The following is a 21,495-nucleotide window of genomic DNA, read 5'->3' as shown; positions in this document are numbered from 1 at the left end:
TAAAAGCGCGAGGACCGTGTCGCGAAGCACCTCAAATATTGACGACCTTGCGAATATGCTGAGCCAGCGTGATCGGGTTGAAGGGTTTCAGGATGATGTCCGCCACCCCCAGTTTGCGATAGCTCGCAAGGTCCATTTCCCGCCCCATGGCCGTGATGAAGATGAAGGGCTTGCCATGAAGCCCATAGTCATGGCGCAGGGTCCCCATCAACTCCGGACCGCTCATTTTCGGCATCATCACATCCAGCATGATCACGTCCGGTCGCCAGTCACTGGCATCCAATAACGCCAGAGCCTCTGCCGCGCTCCCCGCGGCGCGCAGGTCCATCGCGCGATCGAGCGATACCGCAAGCTTCACGATATGCCGGATGTCCGCGTCGTCATCGACATACAGCAAGGCAAGGGGTGCCTGACCGCTCACAGCCGGAGCCTGACGTGACGTTCTGCAATCACCCGGCGAATGGTCGCCTTGAGATCGGGCATGGACGCACGAGATTTCAGGAGCACCGCATCGACCGGAGTAAGATCGTCGAACCGCAAGTCCTGCGCGGAATAGATGATAACTGGAATTGCGATACCATCTGCGGTGAATAAGTCAGGCAGTAGATCGAGCCCCGTTCCGTGCTCCAGATGATAATCGAGGATTACCAGATCGGGTTGGCGCCTGGCAAGCAGGGTGCGGGCCTGCTCCAGCGAGCGGGCCTTGAAGATTTCGGCTTCACCAGCCAACGCCATGGCCGTGACGTCCAGCGTATCCTGATCGTCATCGAGATGGAGGACGGTCGGCCGCTCTCTCGTTCCGAACGGGACACCGGCGGAAACAGCGGCCTTCAATCGCGGGACATCGACGGGCTTTTCGATCCAGTCGACCAGGTCCAGCGAGAGACGGGTCGCAGGCGCGTCCATATTCTGTGGAGACACCACCAGAATCGAGAGGCTGTCAGGCCCCGTCTGCTGGCGCAGATCACGCGCGATCTCGAAAGCGTTGGCATCTTCCAGCGCCATGTCCAGCAGCAGCATCGTGTAACCATGCTCCGCGATGGCTTCGCGGGCTGCCATGGCATTAGTGACGAGGTGGCTGACATAGCCCTCACTTGCGAGGACGGATTGCAGGGACAGCCCCACTTGCGGGTCGCTCTCGCAAATCAGGATGCTGGTCTCAAGGTCCAGACCGCCGGTGACGGTCGCCGACTCAGATGCAGGGAGCGAGAAGACGAAGCGCGTGCCGGCCGTCGGAAGATCCTCAAACCAGATCTTGCCGCCATGACGGCTGACGATCTCCTGCGCGATGGCGAGCCCGAGACCGGTGCCTGCAGTCCCTTCATGCTCGATCGCGCGCTCGAAGCGGCCGAAGATTCGCGAACGGAATTCAGCAGCGATGCCCGGCCCTTCGTCGTCCACCTGCACGATCGCCTCGCCATCGTGCCGCCCGTGGCGCACGGTAATCTGCACACGGCCCTGCCCCGGCGTATATTTGAGCGCGTTGGAAACGAGATTGCCGATCACCTGAAGAATGCGATCGTCATCCACTTCAACGATCACCGGCGCCTCCGGCACATGACACGTCAATGCGGCGCCTTGCGAGCGGGCAAGCCCGTCAAAATTCTCGCAGGCACGCAAAGCGATATCGCGCAGATCGACCTGGGCCATCGACATTTGGAACCGCCCGGCTTCGATCCGATCAACATCGAGCATGTCGTTGATCAGCCGAATCAGGCGGCGGCCGTTATTTTCGGCAATGCCGACCAGCTCGCGCGCGCCTTCAGGCAGTTCCCCGCCCGCTTCGGCGTTCAGGAGCGACAGCGCGCCGATGATCGAGGTGAGCGGCGTGCGCAGTTCATGGCTGACCGAGGAGATGAGGTCGTTTTTCTGCTGGTCGAGACGGCGGCGCTCGGTGATGTCGCGCAGGGACATCACGAGATGGTCTCCATCCGGCAAGCGCATGGTGCCAAGCGCGATATCGAACGGGATCATCTTGCCGCTGCGGTCGCGCACAAGTTGCTCATGGAAGAAGCTGACCTTCAACACGCCGTCGATCAGGCCGACCCGCTCGTGAAAGCTGCCGCTTCCCGGCGCGATATCGGTGACGACACTGATGTCACGACGATCGAGCTCGTGCCCCTCATAGCCCAGCGTGCGCGTGACGGCGGGATTGATCATCTCGATCGTTCCGCTTGGGTTGATGATGAGGATCGGATCGGCCGTGCCATTGAGGATTGCCTGATTGCGCTTGGCGGCATCGTAGCTCGCGAGCGCGATACGGTATTGCGCTTGCCGTTGCCGCCACAGCAACCAGAGCATGACGGCTAACACAATGCTTCCGATGGCAAGGATGATCCACATCGCCCGCTGGATGGTCGCGGATCGCGCCTGCACGGCCTGGACGCGCTGCGCGCCCGTGGCGATCTCGCGTTGCATCAATTGGCCCGCCAGTTGTTCAAACCTGGCCATCAACCGCTGGCCCTGCCCATCGCTGATCCGACCAAGCGCGACGGCAGTGCCCTGCGTGTCACGCAGATGGATCACCTCCTCCATCTCGGCGAATTTCGCATCTGCCGTCTGATCGAGGTCGGATAGCTTGGCTTGCTGGACGACGTCACCGCCATACGCCCTGTGCAGCTCGCGCAATAAACGGCGCGTTGCGCGCTCGCCCTCGACAAATCGGGCTCGGAGCGCCTCATCGCCACTGATCGCATAGCCCCGCTGGCTTGTCTCAGCCGATCGCATGATGGACAGCAGATCGCTGACCTGGTTTCTGCGGGAGTTGGATGCGAGAGCTTCCAGACGCAGCGTTTCCCAACGGTCATATTCGCTCTGCAGCCAGGTCAGCGTCGACGCCAGCAGCAGCGGGATCATCAGCGCAGGCAGCAGGAAGAGCCATACAAGGGGTCGGCGCGGTTGTAGCCGATTCATCCGGCCGTTCCTCCTCGCCCGAGGTTATCGAGCCCCAAAAGCATCATCCCGATAAATCGAAAACTGACGAATCCGCTCAATCTTCGTTTACTTGCGAGGCAGCGCACTCAGATTTGTCCAAATCGCACGGCTTTTTGGAAATCAAAGCTCATTAGACCAAGCCGCAACACGGGTTCCATCAAAGCTCTCCCGAAATCGAAGCCTCTCAGCACGCCCCCCCTCCTTGTACTAGCAGAGAGTTAGCTCCCTGCTTGGCAGGGTGCTCCCGGCCTAGCTTCACTTTCAATTTTTGCTCCTCTGCATAATGATTTCCGAAATCAACTTTGTCTAGATTGTAGATACCAGCGCGGTCTCCTCAATTGAATCGTCGAGCCGTTGACTGTAGGAGCGCTTGCGAAGTTGATGTCGGAAAAGTCGAACATGCACTCTATGCGGTGCTGCTTATAGTGCCTCCTAATCCGACTCCGTAGCCAGGGCGGTTCAAGCGACTAGGAGAATCGGGGCTCTTATTTTCTTCGATCCGCCGTGAGCTCGACGAAGCCCGTCTGACTACTTTTCGCGTGACGGGGCCATTTTCGTAAACCTCGCCCATGAGGCCGCACTGACCGTCGACTAGTCAACAATAGCTCTGATCAAGGCCTGATCGATGTCATTCCATCACGGTGCAAATTTACCTCATCAACGAAGCGCAAGCTTCAGGGAGCCATTTCGACCCTTCCAATGCCCGCCGTGGCGACCGCTTCCGACCAAACAACGACATTTTGATTGGTCGCTGGGAATGTCTCTTTAAGCCGAAATTTGCCGTTAGCAGTTTTGACAGTCGCGGACGCTGCATACCCTCTGATCGAGGCTCGCCAATGGCGACGATCCCGCTGGTAAGTCATTACATCCGCAAGGCTAGAGAAGCGCGCGAAGACCATGGTGCGGCCCTCTCATCAAATCTCCAAGGCGTCATCAAACAAAGGGATTTCGATGGCAAGGATAACCCCCTCAGCGGCATAATCGATTTTGGCTGCACCACCCGTATCGCGCGCCAGAACGCGTTCGATCAAGGTGGTCCCAAACCCAGTCCGATCAGGCGCCGATACGGTTGGACCGCCACTCTCGGACCAGCGCAGGAGCAAGCGCCTGGCCCCGGAACTGCTGTCAATCTCCCACACAATCCGTACTTCACCGGAATCGACTGACAGCGCGCCGTATTTCGAGGCGTTGGTTGCCATCTCGTGCATGCCAAGCGCGAGTGACGTCGCGATGCGGGGGGGAATTTGAACGTCGGGCCCAGCAAGATGAAACTGCGCTCCGTCCTTCGCACCAAACGGGGCCAAGGTGCGCTGAAGAAGCTCGCGCAGTGAAGCGCTTTTCCAGCTTTGTTGAACCAGTATATCATTTGCGGCAGCCATGGCTAACACGCGGGCCTGCAGCGTCTCACCGGCTTCCTCAAGCGAGCTTGCTCGACGCAGGGTCTGCGAAATGACAGCCTGGATCATAGCAAGGCTGTTCTTCACGCGGTGGCTCAATTCGCCGGCAAGAAGTGCTCGATGCTCCTCGGCACGCTTCCGGCCGGTGATGTCCTGCGACACGCCGATCATCGCAAGTGGCGTGCCGTCAGCACGGTAGTTTGCCTGTCCTCGAACCTGGACCCAGCGCTCCTCGCCGCCTGGGGTGAGAAGTCGATACTCAACATCGAGCAACGAACCACTGGCTATCGCAGCCGCCACCGCCTCATCCCTCATTGTCCTGTCATCAGGGTGGACAGCCGCCATTAGGTCTTCATAGGAAAAAGGCTCGCTGATGGGCCTGCCGAAATTCTCCTTGCATCCTTCAGACGCGATCATGCGCTGAGACTGGATGTCGAGGCTCCATGACCCCATCTGCCCTGCCTTCAAGGCAAAGCGAAGTCGCTGCTCGCTAGCGATCAGTTCGGCGTCACGCCGGGCAACCTCGGATTCCAGATCGAAGCGCTCTTGCTCCAACCGGACCAAACGCTCACGCTCGAGCGTGACGTCAAACTGGGAGGCAAAGAAGTAGGACAGCGTGCCATCGCCATCGAAAACAGGCGACACCAGCACACGATTCCAGAATGTCGCGCTGTCCTTTTTGTAATTGAGCAGGTCCAACTCAATTGGCGTTTTCGCGGAGATCGCTTCGCGCAGCCGCGCAACCTCATCACGATCTGTCTCCGGCCCCTGCAAAAAACGACAATTGCGCCCCAAAATTTCATGCCGGGCATACCCGGTCAGCCGCGAGAAGGCATCATTGACGAACACGATGGGGTTGTCGGGTTGGTTGGGATCGGTGATCAGCATCGGCATCCGCGTCGCGCGGACGGCGGATGCGAAAGGATCAGGGCCGCTCCCCGCTCGGGTAAGCTCTGCAAGAATGCGAGCGTCTTCGTTGGCATCTGTCACGCGCTATTCCGCTCAAAGTCTTTCGCTGCCATATAGATAGAACGAAGTGTGAACGCCACTACATTTGCACTGGGGACGGGATGGCTGAGCTGACTTAATCGAGATGCGGGAAAGGGTACTATTCAAGCGCTAAAGGCCGTGCGTCCGCCCCTCCCGCCCATCGCTCTCGACGGTTAACGCTTGCTCTCTGGGAACCCACGTCCGTCCGTCCGGGTTTTGGTGGCACCGCGTCTAGCTGTGTCAAAACGAAGGAACTGAAGATGGGCGAGCTCACCGATAAATTGAACGCTGCAGGCAATAAGGCTGTTGGCAGTGCGAAGGAAACGATCGGCAAGGCGACCGATGATGAGAAGCTGGTCGCCGAGGGCGAAGCGCAAAAGCTGAAAGGCACGGGTCAGGATGTGAAGGGCAGCGTCAAAGGCGCGCTCGGCGACAAGATTTGAACTGTTGATGGGATCGCTGCAGAGACAGCGGTCCCGCGACTGCTCTCGAACATATTTTCCCCGCCTCCTTTCCGAAATCAGCAATTTCCGTGCTTCGGTGTACGCCGGAGCGACAGCGGGCCAAAGCACTTGAAACAAACGATAGGGCGCCGCCAAGATGAAGAGCTTTGATCTACCCGCGCTGGAGAATGACGCCACGCTCAAGGCGATCGCGGACTTTGCCTCAAAATTGTGTGACGCCCCGATAGCACTGGTCAGCTTTGTAGAGGCTACGCGGCAATGGTTTCCCGCCCGCACTGGTCTCAACGCACGAGAAACGCCGCGCGAGCAATCTTTCTGTGCCCATGCGATGCTTGGCGAAGACATCATGGTCGTTCCCGATGCGCAGCGGGATCCTCGCTTTAGAGGCAATCCGCTGGTTACCGGCGAACCTCATATTCGCTTCTACGCTGGCGCCCCGCTGGTGTCTGACGACGGCATCCGTCTGGGCGCGCTTTGCGTCATTGACAGTGAACCGCGCTCGGGCCTCACTGTGACGCAACGGCAAGGCCTCAAGGTCCTCGCGGCAAACATCATGCTGTTTCTCATATCACGACGCTCGAGCCGTCGTAGCGATCGAGAGCTGCATGAGCGCGAAGCCAAGTTTCGGGTGCTCGCCGATACGATGCCGCAGATGGTCTGGTCAACGAGGCCTGACGGCTTCCACGACTATTACAATGCGCGTTGGTACGAATTTACCGGCGTCGAACCCGGCTCCACGGACGGTGAAGGCTGGAACGGCATGTTCCATCCCGATGACCAAGAGCGAGCATGGTCGGTCTGGCGACATTCGCTGGAGAGCGGCGATCCCTATGAAATCGAGTACCGCCTTCGGAACGCACATGGCGAGTACCGATGGACGCTCGGTCGGGCACTTCCCATTCGCGATAACAGCGGGACAATCACGCGGTGGTTTGGTACCTGTACGGATATCCACGACCAGAAGATGATTCAGGCACAGCGCGAGGTGGTGGCGCAGGAACTCAGCCACCGGATCAAAAATATATTCTCGGTAATCACCGGTCTGATCAGCTTTTCCACGCGGCACCACCCCGAGGCTCGGGACGTGGCAAACGACCTGCGCGATCGCATCATGGCGCTTGGCCGCGCCCACGACTTCGTGCGGCCTCACAGCGAGGCGTCGCGGCCCGAAACAGGGCAAAACAGTCTTCTTGGCATGCTGCGCGAGCTTTTGGGCGTCTATGTCGAGCGGGTACATATCGAGGGTGAGGATGTCACTATCGATGACCGATCAGCGACGCCGCTCGCACTGGTCTTTCATGAACTGGCGACCAACGCCGCCAAATATGGCTCGCTGTCGGTGCCTGAAGGTACAGTGCATCTCCGGAGCGAATCGGATAACAAGTCGGTGAGACTGGAATGGCATGAAGTCGGTGGACCGGCTATTTCCCAGCCCGCAAATTCCGGGTTCGGGACACAGTTGATCGAACTCAGCGCGATCCGGCAATTGAGCGGTAAAATCGAACGTGACTGGAACTCCAACGGACTGCGACTCGAGCTGACAGTACCGTGTTCATCGCTACATCGCGCGCCAGTGTCCGCTCTCAGAGCCTGAGAATAGCCTCATGGCCGGAGGCAAGTACGCCGCCCGAGATCGCTTGGGCCGCGGCAGCCAATATGGCATCCGGCGTAAAAGGCTTACGGATACAGCCGATGGCCTCCGGCGCCGGCTCGCCAATCTGAGATGGATTGGCTGTGACATAGACGACCCGAATGCCGTGACGAGATGCGAGTTCGTGCGCGATCTGCGGCCCCGTCGGGCCGTCACGCAGATTGAGATCAACAAAGGCCAGTTGGGCGGTTGGTCCCACCGACAACGCCTCCGCGTGGTCAGCCGCTATGGCAACGACATTGTATCCGGCTTCCTCTAGAATTCGCTCGATCTCCATCGCGATGAAAATCTCGTCTTCCACAATAAGCACGGATGTCATTGGTTTCGCCCTGTTACCGGACACTAAATGTTGCACAGAGCACATCGTTCCAGATCATGCAGCGAGTCGACACCGGCCGAGACGACAGCACGGTTCGCCGATGACGACCACATCAAGACGTTCGGCCGAGCCGGCCGGACGACCGATTTCGGCGTGAGCAGCTATTCGAGGGTAACGACTCTGCCGGACGGGAGGCGACCACTTAAGGCCGTTCCATCGATCTGCGTGTCCCCCCGAAACTGGCCATTCGGCGGTACGTTGGGTTGCGCTGTCGAGGGCTCCTGATCGGAGAGCTCCACCGGGTACTCGCTATATACGGATGCCGTTCAATTTCTCGACCCAATGCGCATGCAGGCTTTTGAGCGCGGTGGTGCGGGTGTAGCCAGGATAATCCCCGTCGACCAGTCTCGCGACAACCTCGAAGGTGAAAGCCTCGCTCCCATAAGATGCCCACGCCTCTTGAAGAGAACGATGCGAATTGCTCCCCTGCCGTAGCGTGAACCACAGGCGGTTCTGGATAGTGGATAGATCGGGAGCACTGCCGACCCACATCCGATCCGTTGGCCCGCATCGAACAGCGTAGATGCCCGATTCAACTTCTCTCTCCTTATAGGCCGCAACAGCCGCCCTTCGATCTTCCCCGTGCATGCGCCATCCTCCTGCTGCTGCGTCAGCCCTACAACGATGGAGCAGATCGCGCAATATTGTCCGGATGAATTGACGCACGATTATACCCGGCTATAAAGGCGCATGTCCGAGTATCTGTCCGCTCCCTGTACCGCCTTCGCCGGCACCAAGCGCCTCGCGAGCGGGGCGCTGATTGACGTGGCGTTGGCGATCAAAGCGTGGGAAGGCCAATCGCAAGGTTCGATCCTCACCTTCGATGATGCTTCTGGTGCCGTGATCGACCTCGATCTTCGAGGCACCACAGCAGAGATCGTCACGCGATTGACCGAGCATGGCGAGCTTGAGGCCTTGGCGGCTAAGTCTAACCGATCGAGAGGCCGGCCGAAGCTGGGCGTGGTTGCGCGTGAAGTGACCCTGCTACCGCGACATTGGGAATGGCTTGGAAGGCAAACGGGGGGAGCCTCGCAGACATTGCGTCGTCTCGTTGACGAAGCGCGCCGCGCCGATGGTGGTCAGGCCGACCGTAAGGCAGCACACGAGCGTACCTATCGCTTCCTGTCGGCGCTGGCCGGCGATTTGCCAGGTTACGAAGAAGCGATCCGCGCCCTGTTCGCTGGTGAGGATGGGACTTTCGCCGAGCGAATGGCGACGTGGCCGCAGGACATTCAGGACCATGCGCTGGCACTCGCCCAGCCGAACCCGAGCAAGGCGCAATCATGATCACCGTGGATGAGCGTAAGCAGCGGCTTGCCGCTTTCATACGACAGGTTTGGGATGGCGGCGATGCAGACGCGGCTGATGGCTATGTCGCGGAGACATACACCATCCATCACGATCCCGGCGATCCCTGGGAGGGCAGAACGCTTGATCGCGCCGGTTTCAAAGATCGGGTTCGAAAGTCGAGAGCTGCTTTCCCCGACCAACGGTTCGACACTCAGGGATTGTTCGCCGAGGGTGATAATGTCGTGATGACCTGGCTTTGGAACGGTACGCATCGAGGTGACTTGGCGGGGTTCCCGGCAACCGGCCGGGTGATCCGTATGTCGGGCGCGACGGTCTACACGTTCGACAGCGAAGATCGGCTGACAGGCCATTGGCAGATCACGGATCGGCTTGGCGTGTTCCAGCAGCTACAGCGCTCAGGCTAAGAGATTTTCGGGGAGGCTGACGCTTTCCCAGTTCCGATCTGCGGTCAGTCAGATTGGCAGCTATCTTTGCGAATTCCCCGAAACCCACCTGGCGGCTTCCCACCAGACTTTCGCGTAGGCGGTCCAAGGAGCGGTCTGCCGAACGGCCGAATCTGGTGATAGCTGTCGTTCAGCGGACCTTGCGGGAATAACGGGTTTGTCCCATTAATGGTCGATTGTTATGCCGCGACGACCTTGATGACCTTATGTCAGGTTTTAAGGGGCGGCCCAGTGCCCGCCAGGGACGCGATTATTGCCCGTGGTAAGGCTCGCAACCGATACCGTCTCCATCGCCGTCCAAGCGCTCGGAAAACCCTCGCTCGTAGCTTCGAATTGGCGCGACGCCTGCCGCGCGGACTTGGTCACAGCCCGAGTAGGAATATCCAACCGGTAGAGCATCGAGGATCGCTTGACGCTTCTGTGCCGCCTCCCATGTGTGAGTGGCGAAAGCGATGCCGACACCGGAAGCAGCGGCGATGATGCTATAACGGATGGCCGTCTCAAGCGTCGTTTCCGGTCGTGAAGGACGCCGCTTTCCGTGCCGTTTGTTGAAGTTCCGACGGGGATACTGCCGAGACATCATGCGATTCTGCCACCCAAGTGTCAAAAGCAGGTTAAGTTTCGAGACAGCCGCATTGCGACGCTGAACATACGGCCGGTTTCCTGCTGCCTCCACGCGGACTGGAATGTCCGCAACAGCGGCGAGGAGCCGGCGTTCTCCGGCCCCCCTCTACCTCTCAATTCGGATCGACTGTTTTATCGCCCTCCCCCGGCGTAATGCGCGGGCCATCTTCCCAGGGCGCACCCACGAACTCGGGCTGACCTTCGACATAGGTGACGGTGGCTCCCGTGTCGGTCCGGACGCGGCGCACAACGTCGAGGATGGTCTTGTTGGTCCAGTCGTCGGGCTTGCCGACCACAGCCTGGCCAAGCGCGCGGCCGAGCCGGGCCGATAGTCCCCCACCCTGCTCCTTGATGTCGACCGCGTAGACGTTGAGCTGATAGCCCTCGACATAGGGGAACAGGCACATGGTCATCATGAGCTGCTGAGATCCGCGCACCTTGCGCACGGCCGAGCTGATCCAGACCGCGCCATCGCAGCGCGCCTGCTTGACGCTCGCCATCTGGGCGCTGGACACCATGCCGGCGAATGGGCTGTTCTCGAACGGATTCACGAGACGGAACCGAGCCGGCTTCTCGGGCGGTGGCCCCATGACGAGCGGCGTCGTCGTATCCGAGTTTGAGATGTTCGGATTGAGGCCGTCCTGCAGCGCCTTGATCATCGGCGCGCGCTTGGCATCGGTCTTGAAATCGAAAATGTGGTAGAGTTCTGTAACACGCTGGGAGTCCTGCGCATTGGCCGCTGGCGTCGTCGCGATCGCGACCGCGCCGATCGCAGCCAGCCTCAGTGCATTCATCTTCATTCGATTGTCCCCTTTCTTACGACAGTCATCGGGCACACCGTCATGATGCGGTTGCCGTCATCCCATTGGGATTTGTAGGTCGCGCCAGCCTCCAGCATGGCGCAGCTGAGGTTTTGCCCCTCGGGAGTCTCAACCACGGCGACGAGGCGGCCGTAGCGATCCTTCTTGATCGGACGCACGAGCAGGTCGCCGGCGGCCGCGCGCCTGAGCGCGCGATGCTGGGCGTCCGGATCACCGGGGGCACAGTCGCGCCCGCGCCGGCAGTGCCCGGGCAGCTCGGCGGCATCGATCCCGAGCAGGCGGATGCGCCGTCCTCCGCATCGCAGCGTATCGCCGTCGATCGCGTGGCAACCGCTCACCCGCATCGCCGGCGTCGGGTCGAGAAAGGCCTGCGGCGACTTGATCCCGAAATTTCGGTCCAAAGACAGCACGAGGCCGATCAGCACGAGCAGGATAAGGATGAGGCGCATGGTTGGTGGTCCTGGTGGCGTTGGGTCAGAGTTCGAGCGATCTGGATCGATCGCGCTGCGGTGCCGGTGCAGGTGCAGGTGCAGGTGCCGGAGCCTCCTGCTTCGCGCCATTGGCGCCCATAGGCGCAGCACGGTCGGACAGCCCACCAAGATCGAGCTTTGCCAGATCGGCAGTCGCCTTTGTCCCGAGCCCGCCCTGCCCTTTCAGGATGCTCTCAACCTCCAGCTTGCCCGTAACCTCAAGCGCTGAATACTTGTCGCCGGCATTGCGGGAGAGCTGGGCAATGAGCTTGCTCTTGTCGTCGGTGAAGAGCCGCACATCATATTGCTGGCGGGTCATGTTCACGAGGAAGGCGCGGGCATTCGACAAATTGCGCTCGGCCGCGCCCATCACCGCAAAGACCGTGTGGTTGGTGATGCCCTGCGCCATATGCGTGTTGATCGCATAGGCCAGATCGATGCGCTTGAGCATCGGATCGCCATTCATCAGCACCCGGCCCTCGCCACTGGAAAGGCGCACCGTGACGGAATCGGCATCCACCTTCGTGACCTGCGCGATCGTGGCGTTGAGCATCCCCCGCCCTTCCCGCTTGTCGCTGTCGGTCCAACGGATCGTCTCGCCATCGTGCAGGCGGATCTGTTTCTCCTTGGCGAGCTGCAGGCCGTCATGCCGATCCGTCGAACTGATCGCGCGTGGATCGATGCGGTGCTTGCGCCCCCTTTCGTCGACGAGCCCGACGCGGCCGTTCTCGTAAATGCGTGCGATGCGATATTCGCCCTTGGCCAGGCCAAGCGGATTGCGGGAGGCGCGGACCTCCAGCACGCTTGCCTGTTCCTGTTTCCAGAAATGGGCATAGCGCAGCTCCTCATGGGTCAGGCCGATGCGCTCGCGAACGACGAACGCGCGGCCTTCGCCGGTGAGCGTGCCCTCCTCCTTCAAGCCGGACTGGATGATCTCGTTGATCTGGGCGCGGGCATCCTTGCTGGAGGGCAGCAGCGTCGTGCGCGTGCGATCTTCGGGCGACAAACCGAGCCAGGCCTCGGCGGCATCCGTTACACGGTCCTTGGTCTCTACGACGCGGTTGCCCAGTACAGACACGGCGCCCAGCATATTGCCGCGATCGGCAAGATCGGCGACGAGCTGCATCGTCTGCGTCTTCTGGCGCATGTTGATGTTGACTTCGCTCACCCCCTGCTCATCCCGGATGCGCCGGGCTTGCATGATCGCGAACGGCTTGCCGGCCTCGATCGCACTGAGCTGCTTGCGGTCGCCGATGATCGCGAGGCGGCCTACGTCCATGAGATTGGCGACGGCCACGAGCTTGCTCATCTGCTCGGTCGAGATCATCGATGCTTCATCGAGGATCAGATATTTGCCGGCGAGGTCCGCTTTGGCCTGCTCCAGCTTCACCGGATCGGCATCGGGTTTCAGGAACCGCTCGGTTTTTGAGAGGAACCCGTGAACGGTCGAGGCTTCCATGCCGGTGTCAGCGCGAAGATCCGCAACCATCTTGTTCTGGAACGCCAGCGCCTGCGCTTCGCCCTTGGGATCGCTCTGGAGAAGCAGGATCTGCATGCCCTGCGCGCTCGTGGCACGGATCGCGGTATCCATGGCTTCGGCCAGCGCCACGGGCTGCAACATCGTCGACTTGCCAGCGCCGGCGCGGCCCTGCACGAGAACGAACCGGTCCGGACTGGAGACCAGATCGATCGCGGCGGCGAGCTGCTGATGATTGAGCGCGCGATCGCCGGCGAACTGCTGCAAGGTGTGGGCTGCAACGCCCGCATCCATGAGCGGACGGCCCCTGCCCTGCCCTTCGTCCATGCCGGAAAGGATCGCCTGCTCCTGAGCCAGCGCCGTTCTTGTCGTGAGGAGATCGCCGCCCTCATCGAGGCGCCCCGACGAGCCAGCAATCAGCTCGCCCTTGGCCGTCAGCGCGGCGACGCGCGCTTCGACCTCTTCGTGGGTCACATTGGCAAAGCCAAGATCAAGCGCCGTCTTCAACACGTCCTGGGGCTTGAAGGCCGCTTCCCGCTCGGTCAGCACGTGAATGGCACTCGCCACCGCATGTTGGGCGCTGGCGACAGCGGGGTCGCGCGTGGCCCGGGCCAGGTCGCGGTCGATGAGAGGATCGCCGGCGCGCGCGGCTTTCTCCCCAAGCATCGCAATCGCACCCCGAATAGCGTCCGTGACGGCCTGATAGCCGCGCGCAATGCGCCCCGGCTCAGCCTGGCGCAGCGACTGCGCGTAAACCGCATCGCCATTATAGGCATATTCAGCGCCCTCGGTGCGCCACTTGTCCAGCAGCTCGGCGCGGTCGCCGGCATCGAGCTTGGGATCGCGGGTCCGCAAGGCCACGGCCAACATCCCCTCTCGCGACTGGATGCCCAGCTCATCCGCGCGCTCCTTGATGTCAGCCCGGCGCTTGGAAAAGCCCTCCAGGGATTCCTTGTTGACCCCCTCGATCTCGAACGCGCCATGCTTGCCCTCGAGGCGGGTCTTGTAGCCCAGCCCTTCGATCTCCTTGCGGAGCGTCGCATGATAGATAGAGCCGAGCGTCGTGTTGGCGTTCCACATCGCGCCATTGTGCCAGGCCCGCCACCCGTCATCGCGGACCACCTCTCCGGTGGCCGGATCGACCTTATCGGGCGCACGATATTTTTCGGGGATCTGCGTCATATTGGCGATGACAGCATGGATATGCGCCTGCGGGTCGAGGCTGCGGCTCGTGTCGTGCGGAAACAGCGCATAGACGAGGTTGCCGGTGCGCACGGCCACGTCCTTGCCGTCAATCTTCACCCGCGCTTCAGCAAGGTTCTTCTCGGCCCATTTCATGGTGGCTATGACCGCCTTGCGATTGGCATCGAGCAGACGCTTGTCGCCCGAGAGATAGGCCAGCAGGCTCGCGCTCTTGGGCATTGAGAAAGTGAAATCCGAGCCATGCGCGTGCTTGCCCGGCGTCCCGACCTGTCGGCCGTCTGGCAGCTCGCCGTTCAGCAGCTTCTCGAAGGTCTTGTGCTCGACCTGGCCGTCGAGGCCAAGCGCAGCCGAACCCTGCCCAGCCCATTGCGAGGATTCCACCGACTGTTCGGCAGTATAGTAGTTGTCGCTGGCGAAATATGTGGCAGCGCCGCCGGCGGAGCGGACCGTTCCCATGGACAGCATGTCGCTCAGTTCCCTTCGGCGGCGCGCCGATCACGCCCGCTCACAGATCCAGATCCAGCGCGGAGTCGCGATCACGCTCCTCTTTTCGGAACGACATCGCCATTTCCCGTTTGGCGAGCTTGCTGGCGGCCAGCTCATCGTCCTTGCTGACGGGTTTGGCAGGCTCGTGTCCTGTGACCGCCTTGTCTGTGGCAACGTCGTGCTGGACCTGATCGGGTTGCGCAGAGCCAGCGCCCTGCATCCCGAGCTGGTCCTGCAATGGAAGGCCATCTGGCGGGACGACCGCTGCATCTGGCGACGCCGGTCCCTGATCTGCAAGATCGGTCGACAAACTGTCAGCATCGCGCTGCGCAACGTCTGGTGATGAAGCCTGCTGCGCACCGCGACCGCCCTCCCCGCCCTCGCTCTCTTCGTCGGCATCGTCGCGCGGCGCCACCAATGGCGGCGGCGGCGCTGGGAGATAGCCCTGTGCCTGCGCCGGATAGGCGACATAGGGAACCTGCACATAGGCTGCCGGGAAACCCTCACGAAACCGCAAATAGGCATGGAGGTTGGGCAGCGACATGATGTCGTCGGGAAACACCAGCGGCTCTTCGCGGCGGCTCGGGCTGATCGTCGACGCGTCGCGCGCTTCATGCGCGCCATAGGAATAAGCCTCGTCCATGGTCCGCACCTGACGGGTGCCGATCAGTTTGGAGCATTCATCGGCCGTCTCGGCGTCGCCGGTGGCGAGGATGACCTTGGTGAAGGCGAGGCTCGTGATGTTTCTCGCGCCCTCCTCGCCATAGGTCATGCGCAAGCGGGCCAGGCTGTGAACGCCAAGCACGAACGCGCCACCGAACGAACGGGCCGTCTGCAGACCGTCCTCCAGGGCCGGCAACTGGTGGAGAGCGCCAAGCTCGTCGAACACATACCAGGTCCGCAACCGCGCCGTGTGCGGCATGGTCATCAGCGTATGGATCGCGATGTTCATCCAGGCACTGACGAGCGCGCGATTGAGCGGCATATCAACATGTCGCGAGGTAATGAACAGATTGGAGCCACCCCGGCTTTCGTCGCGCACCCAGTCTCGGATCGAAAAGGCTGGGCCTTCCGTAGGCAGGAACCGCAAAGCATCACCGTGGGAGTTGAGAACGCCCCGGATCGAGTTCGCCATCCGCGCGGCATCAGGCGAGGTCAGAGGATCTGCAACCGTGCCCTTAAGCTTGGCATAAATGTCCGTGAGCTTCGCAGTCAGCAGCTTGTCTGAGAGAGCCTTGTTGGTCCCCTGCCCTTCGGCCTTCAGCTTCACGCACATTTCGACGAACAGCATTCGTGCTGCGCGTTCCCAGAAGCCGCCATCGGCGCCGTCCTCATCGGGAATGAGCGCGCTTGCGGCGGCGACAAACTCAGCCTGTGTGTCGCAATCATGGAACACCGACCAGTTGCGACAGCGCTTGTCGGTCAGGTTCAGGATATGGTCGCGGTTCTCGTCATAGAAAGCCTCGACATAGTGGCCGGTCAAGTCGAAAATGACGCAGTTTTGCCCTCGCTCGACGGCCTGAGAAATCAAGTCACGCAGGACCGTTGTCTTGCCCGCACCGGTGGTGCCGAACACCATGACATGATTCTGTTCGCGACCATGGGGAAATGGAACCGTCGCGATCGAATACGGACGCAGGAGGTTACGCCGCGCGCGCTCGTCGCGGGGGAGATCGAGCACTTTTGAAAAGCTCATTCCGGGATATTCCCGCGCAGCAATCTTGCGCACTTGCTGCTCGTTATGTCGTTCGATAACGCTCACGAGATGTGCGCGCGATGTCAGCTCGCTACCCCGTTCATGATGCTCTTCCATCATCGCCTTCGAGCGACTTCTGGCGTGCATCACGAACCACAAAGTGAAGAGCGCGGCGATAGCTGTCGCGATGATCGCGCTGCCGACAAAGGCCCATACAAACTTGTTCCACGCTTCCTGTACGGGAGGCATGAAGGGCACGTAACCCATATAGGTCTGCTGCACGCTTCCGTCGGCCAATGTGACGTTCACGCGCTTCATCGGATCGAAGCCGATATGATCCCAGAGCCACGACAGCGAGCGCATCGAAACCATGCGAAACTCATGATCGTCTAGGATCAGAAACAGGCGTAGCCACAACAACCCCAGGAAGGTGCCGGCCCACGCCAAAAACGGCATCCGCCCTGCCCGCCACATCATCGACCATTGATGACCGATCAGCTGCGAACCGCGCGTGAAATGGGTCGAGTTATGACGTGGCTCACCCTGCCCTGATCTTGCCTTGATCCGGGGTGCCGGCGCGCGCTTATCCGCCATGGTGCCGCGCCAGGCGCTCGCGCGCAGCTTCCAGCAGTTCGTCTTTCTTCTCGGGGGCCGTCGTCATCAGCCAGTAATCAAGGACCAGCTGATTATATTCGCATACCAGCGCTAGACGGGACGGATTGGCACCCCTTCCTGCATTCAGATCGAAAAACAGTTCCACCGCAGCCCGGATGATTTCGGACTTCGTTGCCCCAGTTTCCACCGAGCGAATGGCAAGACGTTCCGATAATTCATCGGTCAGCTTGACTGTATGTATCGACACAACCCGAAACTCCGTTCGGGCTGGTGGTTCTTACGCAAGGCAAAGCGCATATCCGCTCTACAAGAACGGCCTCAGCATGTCAAAAGTCGCCTCGTCTCCAAGAGCGGGGTATTGGATACCAATACCGGGAATATTGTAATCCAATACGCCGGCCCCACCAAAACGCACCCAAAAACAATGCAGTAAGACGGTATTGGATACCAATACCACGCGCTGGGGGTCTGTTATTGGAAACCAATACCCATAATGAAATCCAATAACGCCGTAATACCTTATAAATAGGGCATTTCTTGGCATTTAGGTTTCTCGCACCGCGCATACGGTGTGCAGACCTGAAAGGTCATTCTAGGGGTGGGCATGACCCATCCCCGGCAACATGGATTTTCGGCCTCGGCCGTCTATTGAACTCCGGCAGGCACCCCCTGCCCTGCCGGGCCTGAGCGAGAAGCGTGCGCGGATGCGGTCTATCTAGTGAGGCGACATTCATGCCGCCGAGAGCGCAGCGGCAAGGGCCTCCAATGATTGTACATATGGACAATCGTCATGCCGCTGAAAGGAGGCCATCAGTCGTGGCGCTTGTCGCCACCAGCCCTGTCACCGATGCGAAGTCGGCGGGGACGGACCACCAACGCCGCAGGTTATCCATAGGCCATAGCGCTGACCCAAGAGCTGGCGGAGGCCTGTGGGTAACGTGTGTCCTTTGACATGGGCCAACCGTCCCCATAGGGCTGTCGCAGATGCCCAAGCAGGGGCGAGAGCCAAGGGAGGTCCTATCACGTCATGGCAAGGCCCAAAAAGATCGCGAACAGCCTTGAGGCCATTGCGGCCCAGCGTGCCGAACTTCAGGAACGCATGGCGGCACTCGATGCCGCGGAACGTGCGGCTCGCGAGGCGGCCCAGGACGAAGGCCGGGACGTACTGATGAAGGCATTGGAGCGGGTTAAGATTCCTGCAATGGATCGCTCGAACGCCAAAGCCATTGCCAAAGCGATCGCAACTCTCGAAGCATCTGAAATCGTTCGTCGCATCGGCGCCTGATCGCTCGAAAGATGGTGGCGGAGCTGGCGAAGCGCATGAGGGACTTGGTCCCTCTTCGCGGTTTGCCAAAGGGCGCTGAAGAATGACAACGAAGGCCGACCTTCTGGAGTGCGGCCTTCGCGGCGATCTGATCAATCGGACCAGTCATAGCTCAGCGACATCTGATCGGCATAGAAGTCGATCTCCAGCGCAATTTCCGCCGATTCATTGAGCAGCCTTTCTTCGGCGAGTGCAGCCCGCGCGGCCTGCTCGTTCGAGAGAGCAGCCCAGTCGATGGTTGCGGAATAGTGCTCGTGGCGCCGCAGTTGGCGTTCGATGAACGCGGCCTGATTGTCGAGCTTTGCAATGGTGCTGATATGATATTCTGCGTACATGATAACCTCCATCAAATGTGAATTGATGGACCGTCATCGGAGGGGGTTTGTAGTCTCGGTCAGGGACGGCGAAGCCGCCGCGAAGCGGGGCGTGGGGGTGCAGATTTTTCAAAGAAAAATTTGGGGGAACCGTGCATCCTTGACGGAGACTGCAAACCGCCTCCAAAATCGGCGGATAATGGAATAAAATTTATTCCCCCTGATGCTGGCAATGCGTAGCGGTGCACAGGCCGAATGGCCTGTGCGGTACGCGAGCGAGGCGGCAACGGTACCGGTTCTGCACTTGCGCTATGCCCTCGCCCGTGCTTTCCTTCTGGTAAATACTCGGTCGATAACTGGATCAGAACGCCGGATTTTGTGGGGGCGATTTGTCATGCAGCGCTACAGCATTTTAGGTCAGATTATCGACGCTGACGATCCGGGTTTCGAGCCTCTATTAGCCCGTGCCTATACGCTGAAGGATCGCCCGCTATGCCTGTGTCACCCGGATGATAGTCTCCCGCTCTACATCGCTATTAGAAACGGAGCGCATCTTCTCGCGCGCTGGCCTTATTCAGGCCCGCGACACGCGCCCTGGTGCGACCATTATGAGGCTCCCGATTCTCTGACCGGCCTGGGACAAGTGAAGGGATCGGCCGTCGTGGAGAATGAGGAAACCGGCGAAACATCTCTGCGCTTCGCCTTCCCTCTCTCGCGCGGGGCAGCTCGCGCCGCGCCAAGCGCGTTCACCAACGACAAGCCTACCATCAAGTCCAATGGTCAGCGCCTCAGTATCCGGGGCACGCTTCACTATCTCTGGGACCGAGCGCAGCTCACACACTGGCACCCGAAGATGGCTGACAAGCGCTACTGGGGCCTCATCCGGCGCGAGCTGCTGCAGGCAGCGCATGGCTGTAAGGCACGAGGCGCGAACCTCTCAGAAGTCCTGTTTATTCCAGAGCCGTTCCGGCTCGATGCTAAGGATGAGATTGCCAAGCGGCGGCGTTCGGAACTTGGACACGCCTACGCCTCGCGCGACAACCTCATGATCATGATCGGTGAGGTGAAGGCGTTCGATCGGGACCGCTTTGGCGAACGTCTGATCGTAAAGCACCTTCCCGATTGGCCGTTTCTGCTCGATGATGACATGGCCCGCCGGGTTCACCGCCGCTTCGCCGCTGAGGAGGAGCTATGGCGGCTGCACGGAGAGGATGGACATCTGGTTGTTGCCGCCACCTTCTCGATCAGCTCTGCCGGTGCCCCTCACCTCCACGAAATCAGCCTGATGCCTGTTACAAGGGAATGGCTACCCTATGAAACCATGATGGAGCAGGAACTGATTTCCTCGGCGGTCAGAGCGCGTAGGCGCTTCGTCAAGGGAATGCGGGTCAACCTGGCAGAGGACAAGCCCATAGCAAGCTTGATGTTCACTGATACCGGCGCACAGGCAACGGCGGTGCATCTCGTCCACAATCTCGCCGGCCCGCGCAGCGACGAGGATCTCGCTCTCTTGATGAATGCGCAAGGTGTGGCACATGTCACGTGGCAGTCGGGCATGGCGTTGCCGCCGGCTAGCCACCGACAAGACAGGCCTGATATTCCAGGTTCCCTACATTGACACTCAGCGAAGGTGCATTGGTTCTAATCTAATGGTGGCCCGCCGAATGGACTGATGAGCCCTATACCGCTACTTTGTTACCTCCGAGCGCTGAGCTACTAGCGCTTTCAGCGCCAGCTCCAGGACGGCGCCTAGCGGTTGATTCAGTTCGTCAGCCACGGAATAAAGAAGATTGATGGTCTCCTCGGTGGCCTTGACATTGATCTGGCGATTTCTGCCCGTTGTGTAACGGCGGCCCTGTCGAGGTTGTGCTTGGGTCCACTCTTTGTCCCCCGGCTCTTCGCGAGCGGACCTGCTCGGGAACCCATTCTCCTTGGCGATCTGATCCAAGGCCTTCGGGTCCATTCGAGCTGATGATTTACGTGGTGTAAAATCACCTAGATCACCGAATACTGGTGCTCGCTCCGACATTATGCTGCCTCCCCTGCCCTAGCCTGCTTCGACGCCCTCAGGCGATCTACGACCTCCATTGTGAACGCGTTCGCGTTTGCGATTGCCTTATCGAGGTTGGCGACCTCTTCGTCTCTTAGTCCGTCCAACGTCTGCCGGAAGGAAAACATTGCGCGATAGGCCTCGCGCTCATGGAGCTGGGTGTCGAAAACAGAAATCGCGTTGTTCCCTAGCCCCTCCATGATGTGGCTCGTGGTGCGCGTACGGATCGCTGGATTCGTGCGCGTTAGCAGCACGCCATAATCCACCTTGCTTCGCGACATTTTTTCCTGCTGATGGATCACCTTGAGCGCCCTGCCCGCCTGCTCGGCATCAAGCTGTGAGCCTTGGGTTGGGATAATCACGAGGTCCGCCTGACTAACTGCCAGTACCACGATCTTGGCCGCAGTTCCCTCAAGATCTACAATCACGAATGGCGTGGCGACCGCAGCTTCCTCGATCTTATCTATGATGTTCTCTTCGTCAGCATCGGCGACGATTTTGAGGTTTTCCGGCGCGTTTCCTCCCCTCTCCCATGATTGGAAAGGCCGGTTCGGATCGGCATCGATCACGGTGACCGGAGCCCCTTGGCTCAGTTGGTTTGCGAGGATCATTGCGGAAGTGGTTTTTCCGACCCCTCCCTTTGGACTGAGAAATACGATCGTGGGCATTGCGACCCCTAGCTCCCTTTCAAAGGTATCCAGTAGCTACTGGATAACGAGGCGTATACGATAGCTATCATTAAGCCAAGTGGTTTCACATAGCTTTCTGCTACGGTGTAGCTTCCCGATACTGGGTAGCTACTCACTATCTGTTAGCGTTCCGCTAGCCGATAGCTTTCTGCTATTC

At 60.1% G+C, this 21,495-nt stretch carries 20 protein-coding genes; 6 read left to right on the top strand and 14 right to left on the bottom strand.

Features of this window, described 5'->3' with window-relative positions; genetic code table 11:
• Positions 1-31: 31 nt before the first annotated feature.
• From M2337_RS17015 to M2337_RS17005, 3 genes are all read right to left on the bottom strand, one after another.
• On the bottom strand, positions 32-421 hold the full coding sequence (locus tag M2337_RS17015) for a response regulator (protein ID WP_264572414.1): 390 nt from the start codon (positions 419-421) through the stop codon (positions 32-34).
• Positions 418-2,913: an ATP-binding protein gene (locus M2337_RS17010; protein ID WP_264572415.1), complete on the bottom strand. Its 2,496-nt coding sequence runs from the start codon at positions 2,911-2,913 to the stop codon at positions 418-420. The genes M2337_RS17015 and M2337_RS17010 overlap by 4 nt, the downstream gene beginning before the upstream one ends.
• 935 nt (positions 2,914-3,848) lie before the next feature.
• Positions 3,849-5,321 carry an HWE histidine kinase domain-containing protein gene (locus M2337_RS17005; RefSeq protein WP_264572416.1) on the bottom strand — a complete coding sequence of 491 codons (1,473 nt, stop codon included), beginning with the start codon at positions 5,319-5,321 and terminating at the stop codon, positions 3,849-3,851.
• A gap of 260 nt (positions 5,322-5,581) precedes the next feature.
• Here M2337_RS17005 and M2337_RS17000 point away from each other — a divergent pair, with 260 nt between their 5' ends.
• Complete coding sequence (locus tag M2337_RS17000; protein ID WP_264572417.1) at positions 5,582-5,764, top strand: CsbD family protein; 183 nt, start codon at positions 5,582-5,584, stop codon at positions 5,762-5,764.
• 157 nt (positions 5,765-5,921) lie between these two features.
• Entirely contained in the window at positions 5,922-7,379 is a 1,458-nt protein-coding gene (locus tag M2337_RS16995; RefSeq protein ID WP_264572418.1) for a sensor histidine kinase, read from the top strand.
• Here M2337_RS16995 and M2337_RS16990 read toward each other — a convergent pair.
• Together M2337_RS16990 and M2337_RS16985 are read right to left on the bottom strand one after the other, a co-directional pair.
• A complete protein-coding gene (locus M2337_RS16990; protein ID WP_264572419.1) occupies positions 7,369-7,755 on the bottom strand; it encodes a response regulator in 387 nt (128 codons plus the stop codon). The genes M2337_RS16995 and M2337_RS16990 overlap by 11 nt on opposite strands.
• Positions 7,756-8,064: 309 nt before the next feature.
• Positions 8,065-8,403, bottom strand: a complete 339-nt coding sequence (locus M2337_RS16985) for a GIY-YIG nuclease family protein (RefSeq protein ID WP_264572420.1) — start codon at positions 8,401-8,403, stop codon at positions 8,065-8,067.
• A 102-nt stretch (positions 8,404-8,505) separates the two neighbouring features.
• On the opposite strand from M2337_RS16985, the gene M2337_RS16980 reads away from it, so the two are divergent.
• Positions 8,506-9,102: a DUF2239 family protein gene (locus M2337_RS16980; protein ID WP_264572421.1), complete on the top strand. Its 597-nt coding sequence runs from the start codon at positions 8,506-8,508 to the stop codon at positions 9,100-9,102.
• Positions 9,099-9,530, top strand: coding sequence for an ester cyclase (locus M2337_RS16975; RefSeq protein ID WP_264572422.1), 432 nt, complete (start codon positions 9,099-9,101; stop codon positions 9,528-9,530). Before M2337_RS16980 ends, M2337_RS16975 begins: the two co-directional genes overlap by 4 nt.
• Before the next feature lie 289 nt (positions 9,531-9,819).
• On the opposite strand, the gene M2337_RS16970 is transcribed toward M2337_RS16975, so the two are convergent.
• From M2337_RS16970 to M2337_RS16945, 6 genes are all read right to left on the bottom strand, one after another.
• Entirely contained in the window at positions 9,820-10,149 is a 330-nt protein-coding gene (locus M2337_RS16970) for an excalibur calcium-binding domain-containing protein (protein ID WP_264572454.1), read from the bottom strand.
• Between the two features lie 157 nt (positions 10,150-10,306).
• Positions 10,307-10,993, bottom strand: coding sequence for a hypothetical protein (locus M2337_RS16965; RefSeq protein WP_264572423.1), 687 nt, complete (start codon positions 10,991-10,993; stop codon positions 10,307-10,309).
• Positions 10,990-11,463, bottom strand: coding sequence for a thermonuclease family protein (locus tag M2337_RS16960; RefSeq protein ID WP_264572424.1), 474 nt, complete (start codon positions 11,461-11,463; stop codon positions 10,990-10,992). The genes M2337_RS16965 and M2337_RS16960 overlap by 4 nt, the downstream gene beginning before the upstream one ends.
• A 25-nt stretch (positions 11,464-11,488) precedes the next feature.
• Positions 11,489-14,629, bottom strand: coding sequence for a MobF family relaxase (mobF, locus tag M2337_RS16955; RefSeq protein ID WP_264572425.1), 3,141 nt, complete (start codon positions 14,627-14,629; stop codon positions 11,489-11,491).
• 40 nt (positions 14,630-14,669) lie between these two features.
• Positions 14,670-16,940, bottom strand: coding sequence for a type IV secretion system DNA-binding domain-containing protein (locus M2337_RS16950; protein WP_264572426.1), 2,271 nt, complete (start codon positions 16,938-16,940; stop codon positions 14,670-14,672).
• Complete coding sequence (locus tag M2337_RS16945) at positions 16,930-17,208, bottom strand: hypothetical protein (protein WP_264572427.1); 279 nt, start codon at positions 17,206-17,208, stop codon at positions 16,930-16,932. Before M2337_RS16945 ends, M2337_RS16950 begins: the two co-directional genes overlap by 11 nt.
• Positions 17,209-17,988: 780 nt before the next feature.
• On the opposite strand from M2337_RS16945, the gene M2337_RS16940 reads away from it, so the two are divergent.
• On the top strand, positions 17,989-18,246 hold the full coding sequence (locus M2337_RS16940; protein ID WP_264572428.1) for a hypothetical protein: 258 nt from the start codon (positions 17,989-17,991) through the stop codon (positions 18,244-18,246).
• Positions 18,247-18,377: 131 nt separating this feature from the next.
• On the opposite strand, the gene M2337_RS16935 is transcribed toward M2337_RS16940, so the two are convergent.
• Entirely contained in the window at positions 18,378-18,620 is a 243-nt protein-coding gene (locus M2337_RS16935) for a hypothetical protein (RefSeq protein ID WP_264572429.1), read from the bottom strand.
• 373 nt (positions 18,621-18,993) lie between these two features.
• Here M2337_RS16935 and M2337_RS16930 point away from each other — a divergent pair, with 373 nt between their 5' ends.
• Positions 18,994-20,217: a DUF1173 domain-containing protein gene (locus M2337_RS16930; protein ID WP_264572430.1), complete on the top strand. Its 1,224-nt coding sequence runs from the start codon at positions 18,994-18,996 to the stop codon at positions 20,215-20,217.
• 69 nt (positions 20,218-20,286) lie between these two features.
• On the opposite strand, the gene M2337_RS16925 is transcribed toward M2337_RS16930, so the two are convergent.
• Together M2337_RS16925 and M2337_RS16920 are read right to left on the bottom strand one after the other, a co-directional pair.
• Positions 20,287-20,547, bottom strand: a complete 261-nt coding sequence (locus tag M2337_RS16925; RefSeq protein WP_264572431.1) for a hypothetical protein — start codon at positions 20,545-20,547, stop codon at positions 20,287-20,289.
• Positions 20,548-20,627: 80 nt separating this feature from the next.
• Positions 20,628-21,317, bottom strand: a complete 690-nt coding sequence (locus tag M2337_RS16920) for a ParA family protein (protein ID WP_264572432.1) — start codon at positions 21,315-21,317, stop codon at positions 20,628-20,630.
• Between the last annotated feature and the right edge of the window lie 178 nt (positions 21,318-21,495).

The organism is Sphingobium sp. B2D3A (genome assembly GCF_025961795.1).
Classification (GTDB): domain Bacteria; phylum Pseudomonadota; class Alphaproteobacteria; order Sphingomonadales; family Sphingomonadaceae; genus Sphingobium.
This window is presented reverse-complemented; position numbering and strand designations above follow the sequence as displayed.